Origin of the sequence: Diaphorobacter sp. ED-3, from assembly GCF_027625375.1 — a bacterium.
GTDB classification, from domain to species: domain Bacteria; phylum Pseudomonadota; class Gammaproteobacteria; order Burkholderiales; family Burkholderiaceae_C; genus Diaphorobacter; species Diaphorobacter nitroreducens.
On the sequence record NZ_CP115182.1, the window covers coordinates 3,974,405 to 3,993,094 of the forward strand.

19 protein-coding genes are annotated in these 18,690 nt (G+C 65.0%); 9 read left to right on the plus strand and 10 right to left on the minus strand.

Features of this window, described 5'->3' with window-relative positions:
• Nucleotides 1-8: 8 nt before the first annotated feature.
• The 3 genes from PCQ86_RS19150 (at nt 9) to PCQ86_RS19160 (ending at nt 5,125) form a co-directional block, all read left to right on the plus strand.
• The gene (locus tag PCQ86_RS19150; RefSeq protein ID WP_270174504.1) at nt 9-1,181 is read left to right on the plus strand and encodes an efflux RND transporter periplasmic adaptor subunit; all 1,173 of its coding nucleotides are present in this window, start codon (nt 9-11) and stop codon (nt 1,179-1,181) included.
• 9 nt (nt 1,182-1,190) lie between these two features.
• Nucleotides 1,191-4,286 (plus strand): efflux RND transporter permease subunit, encoded by a 3,096-nt coding sequence (locus tag PCQ86_RS19155; protein WP_270174505.1) that lies wholly within the window; start codon nt 1,191-1,193, stop codon nt 4,284-4,286.
• A gap of 278 nt (nt 4,287-4,564) precedes the next feature.
• Nucleotides 4,565-5,125, plus strand: coding sequence for a glutathione peroxidase (locus PCQ86_RS19160; protein ID WP_270174506.1), 561 nt, complete (start codon nt 4,565-4,567; stop codon nt 5,123-5,125).
• Nucleotides 5,126-5,419: 294 nt separating this feature from the next.
• On the opposite strand, the gene PCQ86_RS19165 is transcribed toward PCQ86_RS19160, so the two are convergent.
• Nucleotides 5,420-6,034, minus strand: coding sequence for a glutathione S-transferase family protein (locus tag PCQ86_RS19165; protein WP_270174507.1), 615 nt, complete (start codon nt 6,032-6,034; stop codon nt 5,420-5,422).
• A gap of 114 nt (nt 6,035-6,148) precedes the next feature.
• Between PCQ86_RS19165 and purB the strand changes: the two genes are divergently transcribed.
• Together purB and PCQ86_RS19175 are read left to right on the plus strand one after the other, a co-directional pair.
• Nucleotides 6,149-7,528: an adenylosuccinate lyase gene (gene purB, locus PCQ86_RS19170; protein ID WP_270174508.1), complete on the plus strand. Its 1,380-nt coding sequence runs from the start codon at nt 6,149-6,151 to the stop codon at nt 7,526-7,528.
• Between the two features lie 75 nt (nt 7,529-7,603).
• Nucleotides 7,604-8,164 carry a YaeQ family protein gene (locus PCQ86_RS19175; RefSeq protein ID WP_011807110.1) on the plus strand — a complete coding sequence of 187 codons (561 nt, stop codon included), beginning with the start codon at nt 7,604-7,606 and terminating at the stop codon, nt 8,162-8,164.
• A 72-nt stretch (nt 8,165-8,236) separates the two neighbouring features.
• Here PCQ86_RS19175 and PCQ86_RS19180 read toward each other — a convergent pair whose 3' ends face one another.
• Together PCQ86_RS19180 and PCQ86_RS19185 are read right to left on the minus strand one after the other, a co-directional pair.
• Nucleotides 8,237-8,542: a putative signal transducing protein gene (locus PCQ86_RS19180; RefSeq protein WP_011807111.1), complete on the minus strand. Its 306-nt coding sequence runs from the start codon at nt 8,540-8,542 to the stop codon at nt 8,237-8,239.
• Nucleotides 8,543-8,582: 40 nt separating this feature from the next.
• Complete coding sequence (locus PCQ86_RS19185) at nt 8,583-9,026, minus strand: DUF3717 domain-containing protein (RefSeq protein ID WP_103738417.1); 444 nt, start codon at nt 9,024-9,026, stop codon at nt 8,583-8,585.
• Between the two features lie 521 nt (nt 9,027-9,547).
• On the opposite strand from PCQ86_RS19185, the gene PCQ86_RS19190 reads away from it, so the two are divergent.
• From PCQ86_RS19190 to PCQ86_RS19200, 3 genes are all read left to right on the plus strand, one after another.
• Nucleotides 9,548-10,279: a TerC family protein gene (locus PCQ86_RS19190; protein WP_015914595.1), complete on the plus strand. Its 732-nt coding sequence runs from the start codon at nt 9,548-9,550 to the stop codon at nt 10,277-10,279.
• Between the two features lie 48 nt (nt 10,280-10,327).
• Complete coding sequence (locus PCQ86_RS19195; protein ID WP_103738377.1) at nt 10,328-10,801, plus strand: hypothetical protein; 474 nt, start codon at nt 10,328-10,330, stop codon at nt 10,799-10,801.
• A gap of 142 nt (nt 10,802-10,943) precedes the next feature.
• Nucleotides 10,944-11,300, plus strand: a complete 357-nt coding sequence (locus PCQ86_RS19200) for a phage holin family protein (RefSeq protein WP_041836445.1) — start codon at nt 10,944-10,946, stop codon at nt 11,298-11,300.
• Here the strand turns inward: PCQ86_RS19200 and PCQ86_RS19205 are convergent.
• Nucleotides 11,268-12,833, minus strand: coding sequence for a M48 family metalloprotease (locus tag PCQ86_RS19205; protein WP_270174509.1), 1,566 nt, complete (start codon nt 12,831-12,833; stop codon nt 11,268-11,270). The two genes, PCQ86_RS19200 and PCQ86_RS19205, sit on opposite strands and share 33 nt — an antisense overlap.
• 111 nt (nt 12,834-12,944) lie before the next feature.
• Here PCQ86_RS19205 and moaC point away from each other — a divergent pair, with 111 nt between their 5' ends.
• The gene (moaC, locus tag PCQ86_RS19210) at nt 12,945-13,430 is read left to right on the plus strand and encodes a cyclic pyranopterin monophosphate synthase MoaC (protein ID WP_270174510.1); all 486 of its coding nucleotides are present in this window, start codon (nt 12,945-12,947) and stop codon (nt 13,428-13,430) included.
• A 171-nt stretch (nt 13,431-13,601) separates the two neighbouring features.
• On the opposite strand, the gene PCQ86_RS19215 is transcribed toward moaC, so the two are convergent.
• The 6 genes from PCQ86_RS19215 to PCQ86_RS19240 form a co-directional block, all read right to left on the minus strand.
• On the minus strand, nt 13,602-14,393 hold the full coding sequence (locus tag PCQ86_RS19215) for a pilus assembly protein (RefSeq protein WP_270174511.1): 792 nt from the start codon (nt 14,391-14,393) through the stop codon (nt 13,602-13,604).
• 19 nt (nt 14,394-14,412) lie between these two features.
• Entirely contained in the window at nt 14,413-14,979 is a 567-nt protein-coding gene (locus tag PCQ86_RS19220; RefSeq protein WP_270174512.1) for a prepilin-type N-terminal cleavage/methylation domain-containing protein, read from the minus strand.
• A gap of 121 nt (nt 14,980-15,100) precedes the next feature.
• Nucleotides 15,101-15,682, minus strand: a complete 582-nt coding sequence (locus PCQ86_RS19225; RefSeq protein WP_270174513.1) for a prepilin-type N-terminal cleavage/methylation domain-containing protein — start codon at nt 15,680-15,682, stop codon at nt 15,101-15,103.
• Nucleotides 15,683-16,033: 351 nt separating this feature from the next.
• On the minus strand, nt 16,034-16,669 hold the full coding sequence (locus PCQ86_RS19230; RefSeq protein WP_270174514.1) for an FHA domain-containing protein: 636 nt from the start codon (nt 16,667-16,669) through the stop codon (nt 16,034-16,036).
• A gap of 104 nt (nt 16,670-16,773) precedes the next feature.
• Nucleotides 16,774-17,589: a Stp1/IreP family PP2C-type Ser/Thr phosphatase gene (locus PCQ86_RS19235; protein WP_088888075.1), complete on the minus strand. Its 816-nt coding sequence runs from the start codon at nt 17,587-17,589 to the stop codon at nt 16,774-16,776.
• Nucleotides 17,590-17,871: 282 nt separating this feature from the next.
• Nucleotides 17,872-18,555 carry a TerC family protein gene (locus PCQ86_RS19240; RefSeq protein WP_270174515.1) on the minus strand — a complete coding sequence of 228 codons (684 nt, stop codon included), beginning with the start codon at nt 18,553-18,555 and terminating at the stop codon, nt 17,872-17,874.
• Nucleotides 18,556-18,690: the final 135 nt, after the last annotated feature.

The window sequence follows — 18,690 nt, forward strand, 5'->3', positions numbered from 1 at the left end:
CGACCGCCATGCCGCGCCTGACACCGACCCGCACCCTGATCGCCCTGGCTTTGCTGGGGCTTGCCGCGACCACCGCCGTCCTGCTGGGCAGCGGCCCCACCCATGTCGAGGACTCCGCACAGGCCGAGGGGCCGCGCCCCGCCCTCACCGTGGCCACCACCCAGCCGCAGCGCGGCAACGTGACCCAGCGCCTGCCGGCCAACGGCAACGTGGCCGCGTGGCAGGAGGCCAGCATTGGCGCCGAGGTGAGCGGCCTGCGGCTGACCGACGTGCGCGTGAACGTGGGCGACACGGTGCGCGCCGGCCAGGTGCTGGCCACCTTCGCGCCCGAGACCATCGAGGCCGACGTGGCCCAGGCCCGCGCCAGCCTGCTGGAGGCCCGCGCCGCCCAGGCCGAGGCGCAGGCCAACGCCGACCGCGCCAACACCCTGAGCGCCTCGGGTGCGCTGAGCCAGCAGCAGATCCAGCAATACGCCACCGGCGCGCAGACCGCACAGGCCCGCGTGGCGGCGGCACAGGCGGCGCTCAACGCCCAGCAGCTGCGCCTGAAACACACCCAGGTATTGGCGCCCGACAGTGGCGTGATCTCCGCGCGCACGGCCACCGTGGGCGCGGTGGTGGGTGCAGGCACCGAGCTGTTTCGCATGGTGCGCAAGGGCCGGCTGGAGTGGCGCGCGGAGGTCACCTCCAGCGAGCTGCCCCGCATCCGTCCCGGTGCCAAGGCGGTGGTGACGGCCGCCAGCGGCGCGCAGGTGGAAGGCACGGTGCGCATGCTGGCCCCGACGGTGGACCCGCAGACGCGCAATGCGCTGGTGTACGTGGACCTGCCGGCGCACCGCGAGATAAGGGCGGGCATGTTCGCGCGCGGCGAGTTCCTGCTGGGCGAGCGCGACGCGCTGCTGGTGCCCCTGTCGGCCGTGGTGGTGCGCGACGGCTTCTCGCACGTGTTCGAGGTAGGCACGGACTCGCGCGTGGCCATGCACCGCGTGCAGACCGGTGAGCGCAGCGGCGAGCGCGTGGCCATCACCTCGGGCCTGGCGCCCCAGGCGCGCATCGTGGCGCGAGGCGGCGCCTTCCTGAACGACGGCGACCTGGTGCGCGTGCAGGCTGCGCCTGCCGCAGATTCAGCACCAAAAGAGGCTGCAGCGCCCGTCCCTCAAGCGCAAGCAGCTAGCAAATAAGGAGCGACCATGAACCTCTCCGCCTGGTCGATCCGCAACCCCATCCCGGCGGCCATGCTGTTCGTGCTGCTCACGCTGGCCGGACTGCTGGCCTTCCGGTCCATGAAGGTGCAGAACTTTCCCGACATGGACCTGCCCGTGGTCATGGTCACGGCCTCCCTGCCCGGCGCGGCGCCGGGGCAGCTGGAGAGCGACGTGGCGCGCAAGATCGAGAACGCCATCGCCACCACCCAGGGGCTCAAGCACATCACCTCCACGCTGACCGACGGCACGGCCACCATCGCCGCCGAGTTCCAGCTCGAAAAGCCCGTGCAGGAGGCGGTGGACGACGTGCGCTCGGCCGTCTCGCGCGTGCGCGCCGACATGCCGGCCGACCTGCGCGACCCCATCGTCACCAAGCTGGAGCTGTCGGCCCAGCCCATCCTGGCGTTCGCCATCGCATCCGACAAGCTGGACGACGAGGCGCTGTCGTGGTTCGTGGACGACACGCTCACGCGCCGCCTGCTGGCCGTGCCCGGCGTGGGCGCGGTGAACCGCGTGGGCGGCGTGGCGCGCGAGGTGCGCGTGGCGCTGGACCCGCTCAAGCTGCAGGCGCTGGGCGCCACCGCGGCCGAAGTCTCGCGCCAGCTGCGCCAGGTGCAGGTGGAAAGCGCGGGCGGTCGCGCCGAGCTGGGCGGGGCCGAGCAGCCGCTGCGCACGCTGGCCACGGTGCAGACGGCGCAGGAGATCGCGGCGCTGGAGATCGCGCTGTCCGGCGGCCGCCATGTCCGCCTGGACCAGGTGGCCACCGTGACCGACACCGTGGCCGAGCCACGCACCGCCGCGCTGCTGGGCGACAAACCGGTCATCGGCTTCGAGGTCTCGCGCAGCCGCGGCGCCAGCGAGGTGGAGGTGGGCGCGGGCGTGCAGCGCGCGCTGGACCAGTTGATGGCCGACCACCCGCACCTGCAGCTCACGCGCACGGTGGATTTCGTGGACATCGCACAGGACGAGTACGACAGCTCGATGAAGCTGCTGTACGAGGGCGCCATCCTCGCGGTGGTGGTGGTGTGGCTGTTCCTGCGCGACTGGCGCGCCACCATCGTGTCCGCCGTGGCGCTGCCGCTGTCGGTGATACCGGCCTTCATCGGCATGCACCTGCTGGGCTTTTCCATCAACATCATCACGCTGCTGGCGCTGTCGCTGGTGGTGGGCATCCTGGTGGACGATGCCATCGTGGAGGTGGAGAACATCGTGCGCCACCTGCGCATGGGCAAGACGCCGTACCAGGCGGCCATGGAGGCAGCCGACGAGATCGGCCTGGCCGTGATCGCCACCACCTTCACGCTGATCGCCGTGTTCCTGCCCACCGCATTCATGAGCGGAATCGCCGGGCGGTTCTTCAAACAGTTCGGCTGGACGGCGGCGCTGGCGGTGTTCGCCTCGCTCGTCGTGGCGCGCCTGCTCACGCCGATGATGGCCGCCTACATCATGAAGCCCATGGTGGGCCACGAGAAGGAGCCGCGCTGGCTGGCCGCGTACATGCGTGCCTCGCACTGGTGCCTGAAGCACCGCGTCCTCACGCTGTTGGGCGCGCTGCTGTTCTTCGTGGGCTCGCTGGCGCTGATCCCGCTGCTGCCCTCGGGTTTCATCCCGGCGGACGACAACGCCCAGACCCAGGTCACGCTGGAGCTGCCGCCCGGCGCCAAGCTGGCCGACACGCGCGCCGTGGTGGCCCTGGCCACCGAGCGCGCCATGGGCGTGGGCCATGTGGAGAGCATCTACACCACGATCGGCGGCGGCTCGGCCGGGGCCGACCCGTTCGCCGGCGCGGGTGCGGGTGACCCGCGCAAGGCCACGCTCACGCTGCGCATGACGCCGCGGGGCGAGCGCCCGCGCAAGCAGGAGATCGAGCAGCGCCTGCGCGCCGCCATGCAAGAGCTGCCCGGCGTGCGCGTGAAGGTGGGCCTGGGCGGCTCCAACGACAAGTACATCCTGGCGCTGGCCAGCGAAGACCCGCAGGCGCTTGCGGCCGCCGCCCGCGCGGTGGAGCGGGACATCCGCACCATCGCGGGCATTGGCGGCGTGAGCTCCACGGCGAGCCTGGTGCGCCCGGAGATCGCCGTGCGTCCCGACTTCGCCCGCGCCGCCGACCTGGGGGTCACCAGCAGCGCCATCGCCGAGACGCTGCGCGTGGCCACCGTGGGCGACTACGACCAGTACCTGCCCAAGCTCAACCTGGCGCAGCGGCAGGTGCCCATCGTCGTGCGCCTGGAGGATGCTGCGCGCGAAGACCTGTCGGTGCTGGAGCGCCTCACGCTGCCCGGCGCGCACGGCCCGGTGCGCCTGGGCGAGGTGGCCGAGCTGTCGCTGGCCGGCGGCCCCGCGGTCATCAGCCGCTACGACCGCTCGCGCAACGTGAACTTCGAGATCGAGCTGGGCGAGCGCGGCCTGGGCGAGGTCACCGAGGCCGTGCGCCAGCTGCCCGCCGTACGGGGCCTGCCTGCCAGCGTGCGCCTGATCGACGTGGGCGACGCCGAGATGATGGGCGAGCTGTTCGCCAGCTTCGGCCTGGCCATGCTCACCGGCGTGGTGTGCATCTATATCGTGCTGGTGCTGCTGTTCAAGGACTTCCTGCAGCCGGTCACCATCCTCGCGGCGCTGCCGCTGTCGCTGGGCGGGGCGTTCGTCGCGCTGCTGCTGGCCGGCAAGAGCTTCTCGATGCCGTCGCTCATCGGGCTCATCATGCTCATGGGCATCGCCACGAAGAACTCCATCCTGCTCGTGGAATACGCCATCGTGGCGCGGCGCCACGGCATGAGCCGCATGGACGCGCTGCTGGACGCCTGCCACAAGCGCGCGCGCCCCATCATCATGACCACGCTGGCCATGGGCGCCGGCATGATGCCCATTGCCCTGGCGCTGGGCGGCGCGGACATGAGCTTCCGCTCCCCCATGGCCGTGGCCGTGATCGGCGGCCTCATCACCTCCACGGTGCTCAGCCTGCTGGTGGTGCCGGCGGTGTTCACCTATGTGGACGACTTCGAGCAATGGCTGCGCCACCGGGTACTGCGTCGTCCCCATGCGCGCGAGGCGCAGGCAGGCGAGGCGCGGGCACCCAGCTAGGGTCTAGCATGTTTTAGGGCTCCAGCGCTTTGACAGCAAGCGCTAGAAGCTATATTTTTAATAGCAAATACGCGGCATCGCGGGCGGTCAGATCGCAACAAGGTGAAACCCATGCTTTCAGCATGGTCGATAGCCAAAAGCTTTTTCGCCGCCTGCAGACATGGTGCAATGGCGGCGTGTATGGGCTTTTGCCCTCCCTGCCCTCCCTGCCATCCCTGCCATCCCTGCCATCCCTGCCATCCCTGCACCATGCCACGCCTGACCTTGCCGCTGCTCCTATGCGCCACGCTGCTGGGCCCCCCGCCGCCCAGGCGGCGGATGTTGCGGCAACTCCCGCAGTAGACGCCCAGGCCTGCCCCGCCCTGCTGCAGCACACCGTGCCGCGCCTGCAGGACGAGGCGCCGCAGGCCTTGTGCCAATACGCCGGCAAGGTGCTGCTGGTGGTCAACACGGCCAGCTACTGCGGCTTCACCGGCCAATACCAGGGCCTGGAAGAGCTGTACGCGCGCTACCGCGACCAAGGGCTGGTGGTGCTGGGCTTTCCGTCGAACGACTTTGCACAAGAAACCGGCAGTAACACCGAGATCGCCCAGTTCTGCGAAAATACGTTTGGCGTGCGCTTCCCGATGTTTGCCAAGAGTCACGTAAAGGGCAGCGAAGCCCTGCCGCTGTACCGCCAGCTCGCCGCAGCGTCCGCGGGCCAGACGCCACGCTGGAACTTCCACAAGTACCTGGTCAGCCGTTCGGGCAAGGTGGTGGGAAGCTACGGAAGTTCGGTGGAACCCCACAGCAAAGCGCTGATCCAGGCCATCGAGCAGCAACTGGCGGCGCCGCGTTGAGGCTTGGTGAAATTTTTTTGAATTTTTTTATGGGTGAGATCTGGAACTTTTTACCATCACCCCCACTCTAGGAGCTAACCGCGGCCGCGAATCCATCGCGGCGTGATCCGAATAACCGTTTTTAACGTTGCGAAGCCTTCCAGGCCCGGCCTGGCTGCAACCCTGGGGCGCTTCTCCTCCCTCCCTCTCTTCATTCGTTTCGGGGCGCTTCGCAACTTTTTTTATTCCGCAGCAAAAAGCGCGCACTTCCTCACGGAAGGCGCGCTTTTTCTTTAGGCCCAGTGGGTCGGCGGTTCAGCGCGGCTGGGTGTCGATGAAACTCTGGCGCTGCATCAGCTTGTCCATCAGGCGGGCCAGGTTGGGGTGGTCCGTGCGCCAGGCGATGTCAGGAAAGCGGAACTCCAGCCACCCGAGCGCGCTGCCGACGGCAATGTCCGACAGCGTAAGGTGGATGCCGCTGCAATAAGGCTTGTCGCCCAGCCCCTTGCTCATGGACTGCAGGCTGGCGCGCGCCTTGGCGAGCTGCCGGTCGATCCACGCCTGGCTGCGCTCGCCGTCCCGACGGCCGGCCCAGGTGGCCTCCAGGCGCGCGAGGATGGCGGCGTCCAGCAGGCCGTCGGCCAGCGCCTCCCAGGTCTTGACCTCGGCGCGCTCGCGCCCCAGGGCGGGAATGAGCTTGCCCACGGGGGACAGCGTGTCCAGGTACTCCACGATCACGCGCGAATCGAACACCGCCTCACCGCCCTCCATGATCAGGCAGGGCACCTTGCCCAGCGGGTTGGACGCGCTGATGGCCGTATCGTCGGCCCACACGTTCTCCTCGACGAACTGGTAATCCAGCTTTTTCTCGGCCAGCACCACGCGCACCTTGCGCACGTAGGGGCTCGTATTCGATCCGATCAGTTTCATGGTGGTGTGCAGCGCCTAGGGGGGATGGGGTTGGTCGGGTGAGCGCGATTCTAGGGGCGGGCGCGCCGGCCGCAGCCCCTCAGCATTCCAGGCGCCCACCTACAATGACGGCCCATGAGCCTGTCCACCATCACCGCCCTGTCGCCCCTTGACGGCCGCTACGCCGCCAAACTCTCCGCCCTGCGTCCCATCATGAGCGAGCACGGCTACATGCACCGCCGCGTGCAGGTGGAGGTGGCCTGGTTCATCGCGCTGTCGGACGCGGGATTCGCGGAGTTCAAGCCGCTGTCCACCGGCGCGCGCGCCTACCTGCTGGGCCTGGTGAAGAACTTCTCCGAGGCCGACGCGAGCGCCATCAAGGACATCGAGAAGACCACCAACCACGACGTGAAGGCGGTCGAATACTGGATCAAGTCCAAGTTCGAGGCCCGCCCCGAACTGGAGCAGGCTGCCGAGTTCGTGCACTTCGCCTGCACCAGCGAGGACATCAACAACACCAGCCATGCGCTGCAGATCCGCTCGGGCCGCGACCAGGTCATCCTGCCGGGCCTGGACCGCATCGTGCTCAAGCTGCGCGAGATGGCCCACCAGTTTGCCGACGTGCCCATGCTCAGCCGCACCCACGGCCAGACCGCCAGCCCCACCACGGTGGGCAAGGAGCTGGCCAACGTGGTCGTGCGCCTGCAGGCGGCCTGCGAGCGCATCGCGGCCGTGAAGATCCTGGGCAAGATGAACGGCGCCGTGGGCAACTACAACGCCCACCTGTCGGCCTGGCCCGACTTCGACTGGGAAGCCTTCAGCCGCAAGGTCGTGGAGACGCCCGAGCCGCTGGGCCTGGGCCTCACCTTCCAGCCCTACAGCATCCAGATCGAGCCGCACGACTACATGGCCGAGCTGTTCGACGCCATCGCCCGCGCCAACACCATCCTGGTGGACCTCTCGCGCGACATCTGGGGCTACGTGAGCCTGGGCTACTTCAAGCAAAAGCTCAAGGCGGGCGAGATCGGCTCGTCCACCATGCCCCACAAAGTCAATCCCATCGACTTCGAGAACGCCGAGGGCAACCTGGGCCTGGCCAATGCGCTGCTCAGGCACCTGTCCGAAAAGCTGCCCATCAGCCGCTGGCAGCGCGACCTCACCGACAGCACCGTGCTGCGCAACATCGGCGTGGCGCTGGGCTACGCCGCGCTGGCCTATACCTCGCTGATGACCGGCCTGAACAAGCTGGAGCTGAACGAAGAAGCCCTGGCCGACGACCTCAACACCAGCTGGGAAGTGCTGGCCGAGCCCATCCAAACCGTGATGCGCCGCTACGGCGTGCAGGGCGCGTACGAGAAGCTCAAGGAAGTCACGCGCGGCAAGACCGTGACGGCCGAGGCGCTGCACGCGCTGATCAACGGCCTGGAGATCCCCCAAGCCGACAAGGACCGCCTGCTGGCCATGACGCCGGGCAGCTATACCGGCAAGGCGGCCGAGCTGGCGCGCCGCGTCTGATCCAGCCGGTTTGAGCCTTTTGCCTGCCCGCGCTTGCCAGTCAAGCGCGGGCAGCTCTCATTTTGAAAGCATCCCATGGCCCTCAAGTCCACCATCTTCAAGGCGAACCTGCAAATCGCGGACATCGACCACGGCTACTACGCCGACCATGCACTCACCCTGGCGCGCCACCCCAGCGAGACCGACGAGCGCATGATGGTGCGGCTGGCCGCCTTGGCGCTGCAGGCCCATGAACTGCAGGACACCTGCCAGGGCGATGGCACGCTGGCGTTCGGCGCGGGCCTGTCCGATCCGGAGGACCCGGACGTATCGCTGACCGACTTCACGGGTCGCAAGCGGTTGTGGATCGAGGTCGGGCAGCCCGAGGACAAGCCGCTGACCAAGGCCTGCAGCAAATCCGATGCGGTCATCGTTTATTGTTTTCACCACGCAGCCGAGGTGTGGTGGAAGGGCATCGAGAACAAGCTCACGCGGCTGGACAAGCTGCAGGTCTGGCGCCTGCCCGCCGACGCCGCCCAGCAACTGGCAACACTGGCCGAGCGCAGCATGCAGCTGCAGGCGACGGTGCAGGAAGGCGGCCTCACGCTGAGCAGCACCCTGGGCAGCGTGCATGTGGAACCGCTGCGCTGGAAGTAACGTGGCGTTTTGAGCAAAAACACCTCTAGCGCCCGACCAACAAGCGCCACCAGCTCCTGAATAAATAGCAATTTACTGCGGCATCAAGGCGCCGCAATTCCAGCACTGCTCGAAGCCGCCCTCGATCGCCTCACCGCACGCGTGGCAGCGCCATTGGCGCTGCGGCAGATGCTGGAACTCCCGCAACAGCGCACGGGCGCGTTCTGCATGTTCGGGGTACGTCAGCCAGATCTCGGGTAGGCACTCTCCTGGCGGCAGGTGGCCCGCCGCCGCGCCCAGATGCTGGCGCTGCACGCTGGCGGGCATGCCGGCTTCGCACAGTAGGTCGCGCCACAGCGTGGCCATGGCGATATCGGGGGCCTGGGTCAAACGCAGCATGCGGCCACCTTAGCCGCCGCGCGCCCCGCCGTAAAGCCGGTCAACCAGCGCCGGGAGCGCCGCCGGCGCAATCGGCGGGGCGCTCGGCCGCACGTTCGGCATAGCGCGTGAAGCGCAGCGCCGTGCCCTCGCGGGTGATGCGCCGCCACACGGCGCGCTTGTCCATCGGGCTCATCGCCAGCCAGTGCTGCACCTCGGCAAAGCTGCGCCCGCAGCCCTTGCACCATTCATCCCCCTGGCTGGTGGAGCAGATGGCGATGCACGGTGTGTCGGGCGTGGTCTCATACCAGGCCAGCCACGCCGCCAGCGCCGCGGCGGGCATCTGCTGCGGCGCCACGTCCTCGGCCCGCGCAAACACCATGCGGCCATACACCTCGGCCAGCGCCTCGATTTCCGGCGCCAGTCCCACGCCATCGGGCGATGGGGCGCGGGCGCGCCAATGATTGATGGCGGCTTCGATATCGGCGATGTGGATGCAGGACATGGCGGGTAAGGGCGGGCCGATGATACCGCCCGTCCCGGTGTGTTCCATGCGCATGGCGGCGGGGCCGCCAGGGCCATTCGCTATGTTTTAAATAGCATGGCAGACATATTCCGCCGCGCATCTGGCAACATTTTCTTCAAACCGCCTTGCGCAAAAAACGCCTGCCGCTTGCGCGCCGCCCTCGTGGCATGTTCCAATCGCAGGTTCGAAGGGGAGTAGCTCCTGACCTCCAAGTCCTGACGGCCATCGCCCCGGGGTGCGGAGGCCCTCGGTCTGTCGTCAGTACGAAGCGCACCGCTTCCGGCAGCCCGGGCCCGGCATGCGCCACGCATCGCACGCGGCTGAGCAAGACCTTTGATGGCCCTGTGGGGCTGATCAAGGCCGTCCTTACCTCTTCGCGCGTCGCAACCCACGCGGGTGGACGAGTCCCTGGTCACCGTGCAGTGTCTCTCTTGCGGAGCCGCCCACCGCCACCTACAGTGGCTGCGGGCCTCCTTTCGGTTACTGATAACGAGGACTTTATGGAATTTCTGACTTCACCCGAGTTCTGGGTTGCACTGGGGCAGATCATCATCATCGACATCCTGCTCGGTGGTGACAACGCCGTGGTGATCGCCCTGGCCTGCCGCAAGCTGCCGCCCGCGCAGCGCACCAAGGGCATCATCTGGGGCACGGCGGGCGCCATCATCCTGCGCGTGGTCCTGATCGCCTTCGCGATGACGCTGCTGAACCTGCCCTTCCTGAAAGTGGTGGGCGCCATCCTGCTGGTGTGGATCGGCGTGAAACTGCTGGCCCCCGACGAGGACGGCCACGGCAGCGTGGCCGAGAGCGACAAGCTGCTGGCCGCCATCAAGACCATCATCGTGGCCGACCTGGTGATGAGCGTGGACAACGTGATCGCCATTGCCGGCGCCGCACAGAACGCGGGCGACCACTCGCTGCTGCTGGTGGTGCTGGGCCTGCTGATCTCCATCCCGATCATCGTGTGGGGCAGCCAACTGGTCATCAAGCTCATGGAGCGCTTCCCGGCCATCATCACCGCCGGCGGCATGCTGCTGGGCTGGATCGCCGGCGGCATGCTGGTCTCCGACCCCGCGCTGGCCAACCCCGACAAGTGGCAGTGGATGTTCAAGCTGGAGCAGTCCGACACCCTGAAGTACGCCGCCAGTGTGGCCGGCGCCCTGCTGGTGCTGGTGGTCGGCAAGGCCATCGTCGCGCAGCGCGGCAAGACGGCCCCTGCACAGCACGGCTGAAACAGGCCTTCCTGCACACGCACCCATAGGCCCGACAGGAGATCCGCCATGGACAAGGTCATCGTGTATGTGGACGACGCAGCCTACGCGCGGCAAGTCCTGGAGCCGCTGGCGACCCCCGCCACTGCGGGCACGATCCACTGGGTGCTGGTGGCCTGCGCACCGCGCATGACGCACCGCATCAGCAAATGGGTGAGCCATAGCGCACGCGAGAACTGGCGCGCCAAATGGGCGGACAAGCTGTTTGCCCAGCTGCAGCCCTGGCTGCGGGCGGAGGGTGCGCCCATCAGCACGGTACTGGCCAAGGGGCCGCTGCCCGAGCTGCTGGCGCAGCTGCAGGCCGAGCATGGCGCGTGCAGGGTGGTAGACGCCCGTCGCCCCAAACTGGAACAGGAGGTGAACACCCCGACCGACGCAGCGCCCGCCGCCGCGCCGGTCATCGTGCGCAAACCGCCACGGCGCTGGACGGTGCCCGGCTCGCTCGCCAGCCTGGGCCTGCTGTTCATGCTGGCCGCCGACTGATCGGCACGGCAGGACTCGGCAAAACCACTGTTCAGCCCAGCCGGCCCATCGCGTGCAAGCGCAGATGGGCCGGCTTTTTTTACACGCGCTCATGCCGCATGCGGCGCGGCGCATTCACCGGCCCGGTGCTATGCTGCGCGCCATGCGACTACTGCTCAAATGGCTGCTGAGCGCGGCCGCCCTGCTTTGCGTGGCCTACCTCTACAGCGGCGTGGAGGTGCGCAGCTTCGGCGCTGCGCTGATCGCGGCCTTTGTGATCGGCCTGTTCAACGTGGTGCTGCGCCCGGTCCTCGTGGTGCTGACGCTGCCGGTGACCATCGTCACCATCGGGCTGTTCCTCTTCGTGATCAACGCGCTCATGTTCTGGGCCGCCGCGTCGGTGCTGGGCGACGGTTTCCAGGTACACGGCTTTACCGCCGCGCTGATCGGTTCGCTGATCTACTCTCTGCTGGGCATGCTGATCGAATCAGCGCTCGGCGGCCTGTTCCTTAAGAAGTGACTCCACGGCACGCAGGCGCGTGTCGATGATCGACGCTTCGATGTAATCCCCCGCCGCGCTGCTGCGCCGCGCAAGGTCCTGCCCCGCCTTGAAACGATCCACCGCGGCCGCGTAGTCATAGCGTGCGGCGTGTGCCTCGGCCTCGGCGCGCACGGCGCGCAGGGGCTGCCCCTGCTGTTGCCATACCTGCGCCAGCGCCTGCCAGACGGTCGCGTCCCGAGGATGCGTGGCCACCCAGGTCTGCAAGGGCCCCGCCATCTCGCCTGCCGCGCCCGTGCGCAGCAGGGCCTGGGTGCGCAGCAGCATCTCTGGCCGTGCGGGCGCGGGCGCGCTGGGCACACCGCTGCCTTCCGTGACGACGCTGCCCTGCAGGTACGTCAGCGCCGCGGGCGCATCGCCCGCAGCCAGCTCCAGCTCAGCACCCAGCAGGCGCGCCTGGCGCAACGCGGCAGCATCGGAACCTGCGCTGGACTGCAGCGCACGCAACGCCTTGCGCGCAGCCGCCATGTCGCCCAACTGCACCGCGCTGAGGGTGGCCGCATACCAGGCCGCCACCCGCTGCGGTGCGGGCCGTGCGGCAAAGCCGGCGTCCTGCGGCTCGGCAACCCACTGTCGCCAAGCGTCGACACCGGGGCGCATCAGCACGCGCGCGCGCGCAGCCATCATCAGGTGCTCCAGCGTAGCCCGCGCGGGCTGCGCCGCACCCGGCGGGATGCGGCTGTGCATGTCCGCAATGCGCTGCGTGGTCAAGGGGTGGCTGCGCAGGTAGGGCCAACTGCCGTTGTCGTTGATGCGGTTGGCCTGCTGCAGCTTGTCGAACATGCCCACGAAGCCCTGCGGCGCAAAGCCAGCGGGCACCATCAGGCCGTAGCCCACACGGTCGGCCTCGCGCTCCATGTCGCGCGAGAAGTTCAGCTGGCTCTGCACGGCCAGCGCCTGCCCACCCACCATCAGGGCCTGGGCCGCATCGGGGCTGCGGCTCGCAGCCAGCGCGCCGAGGATCAGCGCACCCAGCATCAGCGGCGTCTGCCGCCCCTGCTGCGCGATCAGGCGTGAAATGTGGCGCTGGGTGACATGGCTGAGTTCGTGCGCCAGCACCGACGCGAGCTCGTCGCGCGTGCTCACCACGCCGATCAGCCCCAGGTGCACGCCAAAGTAGCCGCCCGGCAGGGCAAATGCGTTCACCGTACGGTCGCGGCCCAGCAAGATCTCCCAGGCAAAGCGTTCCTCGAGTTCGGGCGACAATTCCCCCCGCGCCTTGGCAGCCTGCACCAGTGGCAGGAACAGGCTCTGCACATACTCATTCAGCACCGCGTCATCGATGTAATCCGGGTCGCGGTACAGCTCGCGGATGATGCGGTCGCCCAGCTTGCGCTCGGCGCTGGTCGTCATCTCCAGGCCGTCTCCCAGTGTGGGCAGCGATGGCTGTGCCACCACAGCCGGTGCTTGCAGGGAGCCAAATGCTATAAAAAAAGAAGCTGTCAGCGCTTTCCAGCTGGGCGCTGGAAGCCAATTTTGTAGAGAACCTTGCACAACACTCCTTCACCCGCGCGAACGGGCCGGCCATCAATCGCGGCCATCTGCACATGGCCGTATGATGCCCCGGCCATTGGAATGTTTCGCACCCGGTTGTAAACCCGCCTTATGACAACGTCCCCCTCTCCCCTCACCCACTTCGACGCCCAAGGCCAAGCCCACATGGTGGACGTGGGCGCCAAACCGGCCACGCACCGCGTGGCCATTGCCACGGGCCGCATCGAGATGCAGCCCGCCACACTGGCGCTGGTCGAGTCGGGCACCGCCAAGAAGGGCGACGTGCTCGGCGTAGCGCGCATCGCCGGCATCATGGCAGCCAAGAAGACCAGCGAGCTGATCCCGCTATGCCACCCCCTGGCCCTGACGCGCGTGGCCGTGGAGTTCGAACTGCTGCCTTCCGACAACGCTGTGCAATGCACGGCTACCGTGGAAACGGTGGGGCCTACGGGGGTGGAGATGGAGGCCCTGACCGCCGTGCAGGTGGCGCTGCTCACCGTCTATGACATGTGCAAGGCGGCGGACAAGCGGATGTTGATGACGGGGGTGAGGGTGCTAGAGAAGCACGGCGGGAAATCGGGAAGCTTTGTGAAGTGAGATAAATCAAAACCCGCCCCATCGTCAATTGGCTACCGGCCGCCCACTTGCTATTCGAATTTGACTCCGTACCCTAGCTCACCAGAGCCAAGCTGGTAGGTTCGCTTTCTGGCCTCGGTGACGACGCAGTTTCCGCTAAGTGCGTGTCGTCCACTTTGTGGCAAAAAATCTTTACTCGTGCACCTCGAAGCCATCTCCTGGCAAAAAACCCAAAACGTGCGCGGATTTATCCAACACCGCCACCCATTCCTGCTTGTGCAATACGGGTAAAAATAATGCTTTGTCCACTGTCAGTCCATGCTGGCTCAGCAAGTGCTTGGCATCATCCTCAGTGGCTGGATAGTTGACAATAAACGCTTTCAACGGTTTGGCACGCGCCAAGGCCTTGGCTTGGTATGCTGTGTCGTAGGGTATGTAGAAGTTGGGTCGCTGTGAGTAATCCCGCCCACCGAACGTCGATTCAAGCATCACATCTTGGCGTTCTTGCGCATCTCTGGGATCCCGGATACCGACTGTCACGGGCCCCTTTAGCCAATGCGGACGTAATGACGCATCAAGCTGGTCAATGGCTTGGTGTACATCCGCGTCGCCGTAGTCACCTGATGTAATGACGCGGAAACGATCCACCTCGTGTACCAGAAATAATGGGCGCGCCTGGTGGACTATATAGACGCCATAGGTCAACGCTGCCAGTTGAATGAAGACCACCAGCGACATGTCGGTCAGCAATTCCCGGCGCGGTTTTCTGGGATTGAACAACACCAGTGTCAGCATGGGACCGCAGACCACATCGACGCTCACCAAAATGAGGAACAGAGTAAGCCCTCCTGAGAGCAGGCCGTACGGGTGGGGATACCAAACAAGAAAAACGAGTACGGCTGCAAACGCGGCCACGAATATCGAGGCCAGGAAATGAAACAACGCAGCCCTGGCGGCGGCTCGAATACGCAGAGAGAACGACATGATGAAATGGGAGAATCTGTCAGCGGCACTCAGCGGGCAGGTATTTGGCCGGTAGGGTGCCAAGCGTCACATTGGTCATACCGCGCGTTGTAGCAGTTATTGACGTATTCCCCGCGCAGGCCCAATCGATAGACTCATTGGAGGCGGCAGTAGGCGCAGCATTGTTCACATTAGGGGATAAGGTGAAAGTTAACCCATTGCGCCCCGAGGGGATGCCATTGCCAGAATTGGCCGCCACCGTTACGAAGATAGGCCAAGCCCCGTCAGAGGCATAGGGCGTACAAGCAGCGCCAACTGCTCCGGCGACGCCCACGCAGATATTAGCTACGTATTTTGACTGTTTACCCAACACAGGACTGAGATTTATAGCCGTAGCGGCAGCATCCAACCCTGCAGCACGGTTCTGCGTATAGCCTTCAGCGAGATGATTCTTGGCCACAGATCCAGCCACCAATGCCTCCGCAAATTTTGCACGGATGGCGTAGTCTTGGTATGCAGGTATGGCTATGGCGGCCAGAATGCCGATGATGGCCACGACAATCATCAGTTCGATCAAAGTAAAGCCTTTAATGGAGCGTACGGCCATAGGGTAGCCTCATCCCAAACACGGAGCGCCAAAAGTAGGGAAAAAAAGAGGGTGCCGCGGGGCACCCTCTTACATAGCTCATGTCAAGCCCTACTGATCTGCAAGGCTTAGCATGAATTACTTAACGGCACTCAGCCGGTGCGTACTTTGCGGGCAGAGGCGTCCCTGGTACAGTGATCGTCACCCCGGTGAAGCGTGCTTTAGCTGTAACTTGGGTGGAGCTAGCGCAAGCCCAATCAACAGCACCGGACACCGTGGCTGTCGGCTTTGCACCTTGCACCAATGGCAGGAACGAGACAACGTTACCGTTCATGCCAGTGGGGATGCCGTTAGCTGGTGTAGCAGCGATACCCATGTTGATTTGCCAAGGTCCTGTTGCACCGCCAGCGTGAGCTGCACAGTTAGCACCAACGGCCGGCGGTTGGTCAACACAGATGTTAGCCACATATTTGGACTGCTTTTCCTTGAAGTCGGTGGAGTTGATTCCCGCAGCAGCCGCGTCCAGAGCAGTCACGCCACCGGTTTGAAACGCCTCGCTCAGTACCGCTTTAGCGGAAGAGGCAGCGATAATACCTTCCGATACTTTGGCCCGAATGCTGTAGTCTTGGTAAGCAGGCAAAGCCACGGCAGCCAAAATACCGATGATCGCCACCACGATCATCAATTCGATCAGGGTGAAACCTTGTTGCAGGGTACGCTTCATAAATCCTCCTCGGAATTAGGTAATAGCCCCCGCAGAGGAATCCTGCGGGTTGAGAAAACTTGAGCAGCTTCTGTGCCAACATCAGAATGCAACCAAACGTTGCAGCGCGCGACATTTTTCACCAGTTTCCTAGGCCCCGCAAAGGAACAGCCTAATCAATCGGTCACACGTCGACACATTTGTCACCCCAAGGTGTTCTACGTGGAGAACTACGCAGCTCGGTTTGTTAGACGCAGCGTGACATTGGTGCATTCTGCGACCCGCGGCAGCACCCTTTCTCCCATCAGGCACTAACGGCTTTTAAGAGCGAAGCGCTAATGATCGCCACACTACCGTTGCCCTCTGCACGCTCTAGCCTTGCACAAACTCCATCTCAGTGCTGGCCAGAGCGATGCGGTCACCATTCTTGAGAGTTATGGGGTCCACTCCAATGGGCGTACCGTTCAGGAACGGAAAGTCCCCACCCTCCACATGAGCCAGCACGAAGCCGCTGTGCCGCTTGGTGATGGATGCCACGGCGACGCCGGGCTTGCCAATGGTGGTAACCACTTTTGTCAGCGCCACCTCACGGCCAGCGGCGGGGCCGTTCATCACCCGCACGGCGGCGCTCAGCACGACTGGCGCAGGGGCCGCAGGCTTGGCCAGCGGCGGCAACATGCCGGGCTTGAAGACCATCGTCTTCTCATAGTCATGACCAGGCTCTTCGTGCAGGAAGCGGATCTTGTACTTCCCCAATTCCACCGTGTCGCCGTTGCGCAAAGGCTGTCGCTTGATGGCCTTGCCATTGACATAGGTGCCGTTGGTGCTACCCAGGTCCTCTACTTCCACATCATCCCCATTCATGAGGAAGACCGCATGTTCACCACTGACGGCAAGGTTGTCGATGACCACGTCGTTGTAGGGGCGGCGGCCTACCGTTGTGCGTTCCTTGGTGAAGGTAACTTCCTTGATGACGACTCCATCGATCGACACGACCATTCTGGGCATGATCACTTTTCCTTATCCAAACAACTTAGCTAGTAGAGGGAAGTAGCAATTTCCGGGCACAGGCAAACGAAGCCCTGGCGGTCGGGCTGAGCTTGGCGGAAGGGTCACGAGGTGCGCAGCAGGCGCGCCATGAGACCGCCGCGTTTTTTGGCGTCCTGAGCGAGTTGCGTTTGCGCCAGCACTACGCTGATGTTGTCCCGCCCTCCCATGGCGTTGGCCATGGCCACCATGCGCGCCGCTTTATCTTGTAGCGCAATGGGCATCCGCGCCAGTTCGGCCAAATCTTCGTCACTCAACATATCCGTCAGGCCGTCGGAGCAAAGAATGAACAAGTCACCGGGCTCGACAGGAAATTCGTTGATTTCTATGTGCACGGACACATCCACCCCCAGCGCCCGTGTCACCAGGTTGCGCTGCCCCGAAACGGCTGCTTGTGCCGGCGTGAGCAGTCCCAGGTCGATCTGCTCCTGCAACCACGAGTGGTCGCGCGTGATCTGCCGCAAGAGGCCCTCGCGCCACCGGTAGCAGCGCGAATCACCGATGTGGCCGAGAATGAGCCGGTCGTCACGGAACACGCCGACGACCAGCGTGGTACCCATTCCCAGGTACTGGGGGTTGGACATCGAGGCCCCGAGGATCGCGTGGTTCGCATTGTCCACACAGGCCTCTAGTGCATGCCGTACATCCGAAGGCGATGCCGCGGAGCCGTCGCCTTGCAGCCAGCGGACCATCTCGGTGCCGATGTAGGTGATCGCCATCCCGGCAGCCACCTCGCCCGCGTTGTAGCCCCCCATGCCGTCGGCCAGGATGACCATCTGCGCCGTCTCATGGATGGCCACAGCGTCTTCGTTGTTGGAGCGCACCCGCCCCGTGTCCGTCAACGCGCAGAATTCGTAGCTCAGCATCGGCAGAGGTTTCATAAGAGACTCCCGCGATACGCCTCACGCGAAGGCGCTTTACATGCGGTTGAGGAGGGCATCGCTGCATATCCCTCACAACCAGCATTGCGGGACTGCGCATCATAGTCGAGGCGCACGGGGCGACAGGTCCGTCATGATGTTGAACGCGTGCAAGCCAGGCCCGTTGACGTGTGTTGCAAAAGAGGCCCTACGCAGCCCTTCTTGGCTGCCATTTTTGCTACTTCATGGACATGTCCGTCAGGTCGCGGCACATTCCCGTCGCACTACCGCGCGCCAGACTTTTCACGCCTGCCGAGGTTCGCCGCGGGATTGCATCAGCTTGCCCACCATCACCACCAGTACGGCGCCCGCTAGGGCGGCTACGTAGTGGAGCCACGGATGACCCATCGCGTAATCGTGGAGCAAGTTGTCGTTGACGATGGTCTCGCCTCCCACCCAACCGATCAACGCGGCCCCCAGCGTGACGATGACGGGAAAGCGTTCCATGAGCTTGATCATCAGGGTGGAGCCGAAGATCACCAGCGGTATGCTGATGGCCAGCCCCAGGACGAGCAGCACCATGTTCCCCTGGGCGGTCGCGGCGACGGCTATGACGTTGTCCAGGCTCATCACCAGGTCGGCAATCAGGATAGTGCGGATGGCCGCGAACATGCCCCCGGCGGATTTGGAAGCACCGTCATCTTCCTCTTCGCCCGTGAGAAGTTGATAACCAATCCACAGCAGCAGACAGCCCCCGACGATCTGCAGGAAGGACAGCTCCAGCAGCTTGGCCGCCACTACCGTCAATACGATGCGCAGCACCACCGCCGCGCCGGAGCCGAACATGACGGCCTTCTTCTGCTGCTGCGCAGGCAGCGAACGCGCCGCCAAGGCGATGACGACAGCGTTGTCGCCCGACAAAATGATGTTGATCCAGACGATCTTCACCAGGCCGATCCAGAAATCGGCATTGCTCAAGTACTCCATTGATGGCTCCAGTGTTATGAATCGAAAACGCCAGCCTGGGTAAACCAAGCTGGCGTTTCTTTTGTGTTGGAACCGACAGAGTAGAGAGGGACGACCCTCGCGCGCGTGCGTAATTTTGCGTAACCTGGCGCGCTA

Bases quoted from the DNA above. Each gene is read 5' to 3' on its own strand.
- PCQ86_RS19150 (WP_270174504.1), top strand. From the start codon at position 9: ATGCCGCGCCTGACACCGACCCGCACCCTGATCGCCCTGGCTTTGCTG.
- PCQ86_RS19195 (WP_103738377.1), top strand. From the start codon at position 10,328: ATGGACAAGGTCATCGTGTATGTGGACGACGCAGCCTACGCGCGGCAA.
- PCQ86_RS19185 (WP_103738417.1), bottom strand. From the start codon at position 9,026: ATGTCCTGCATCCACATCGCCGATATCGAAGCCGCCATCAATCATTGG.
- PCQ86_RS19240 (WP_270174515.1), bottom strand. From the start codon at position 18,555: ATGGAGTACTTGAGCAATGCCGATTTCTGGATCGGCCTGGTGAAGATC.
- PCQ86_RS19230 (WP_270174514.1), bottom strand. From the start codon at position 16,669: ATGCCCAGAATGGTCGTGTCGATCGATGGAGTCGTCATCAAGGAAGTT.
- purB (WP_270174508.1), top strand. From the start codon at position 6,149: ATGAGCCTGTCCACCATCACCGCCCTGTCGCCCCTTGACGGCCGCTAC.
- PCQ86_RS19175 (WP_011807110.1), top strand. From the start codon at position 7,604: ATGGCCCTCAAGTCCACCATCTTCAAGGCGAACCTGCAAATCGCGGAC.
- PCQ86_RS19225 (WP_270174513.1), bottom strand. From the start codon at position 15,682: ATGAAGCGTACCCTGCAACAAGGTTTCACCCTGATCGAATTGATGATC.
- PCQ86_RS19220 (WP_270174512.1), bottom strand. From the start codon at position 14,979: ATGGCCGTACGCTCCATTAAAGGCTTTACTTTGATCGAACTGATGATT.
- PCQ86_RS19200 (WP_041836445.1), top strand. From the start codon at position 10,944: ATGCGACTACTGCTCAAATGGCTGCTGAGCGCGGCCGCCCTGCTTTGC.
- PCQ86_RS19190 (WP_015914595.1), top strand. From the start codon at position 9,548: ATGGAATTTCTGACTTCACCCGAGTTCTGGGTTGCACTGGGGCAGATC.
- PCQ86_RS19235 (WP_088888075.1), bottom strand. From the start codon at position 17,589: ATGAAACCTCTGCCGATGCTGAGCTACGAATTCTGCGCGTTGACGGAC.
- PCQ86_RS19155 (WP_270174505.1), top strand. From the start codon at position 1,191: ATGAACCTCTCCGCCTGGTCGATCCGCAACCCCATCCCGGCGGCCATG.
- moaC (WP_270174510.1), top strand. From the start codon at position 12,945: ATGACAACGTCCCCCTCTCCCCTCACCCACTTCGACGCCCAAGGCCAA.
- PCQ86_RS19180 (WP_011807111.1), bottom strand. From the start codon at position 8,542: ATGCTGCGTTTGACCCAGGCCCCCGATATCGCCATGGCCACGCTGTGG.
- PCQ86_RS19165 (WP_270174507.1), bottom strand. From the start codon at position 6,034: ATGAAACTGATCGGATCGAATACGAGCCCCTACGTGCGCAAGGTGCGC.
- PCQ86_RS19215 (WP_270174511.1), bottom strand. From the start codon at position 14,393: ATGTCGTTCTCTCTGCGTATTCGAGCCGCCGCCAGGGCTGCGTTGTTT.
- PCQ86_RS19160 (WP_270174506.1), top strand. From the start codon at position 4,565: ATGCGCCACGCTGCTGGGCCCCCCGCCGCCCAGGCGGCGGATGTTGCG.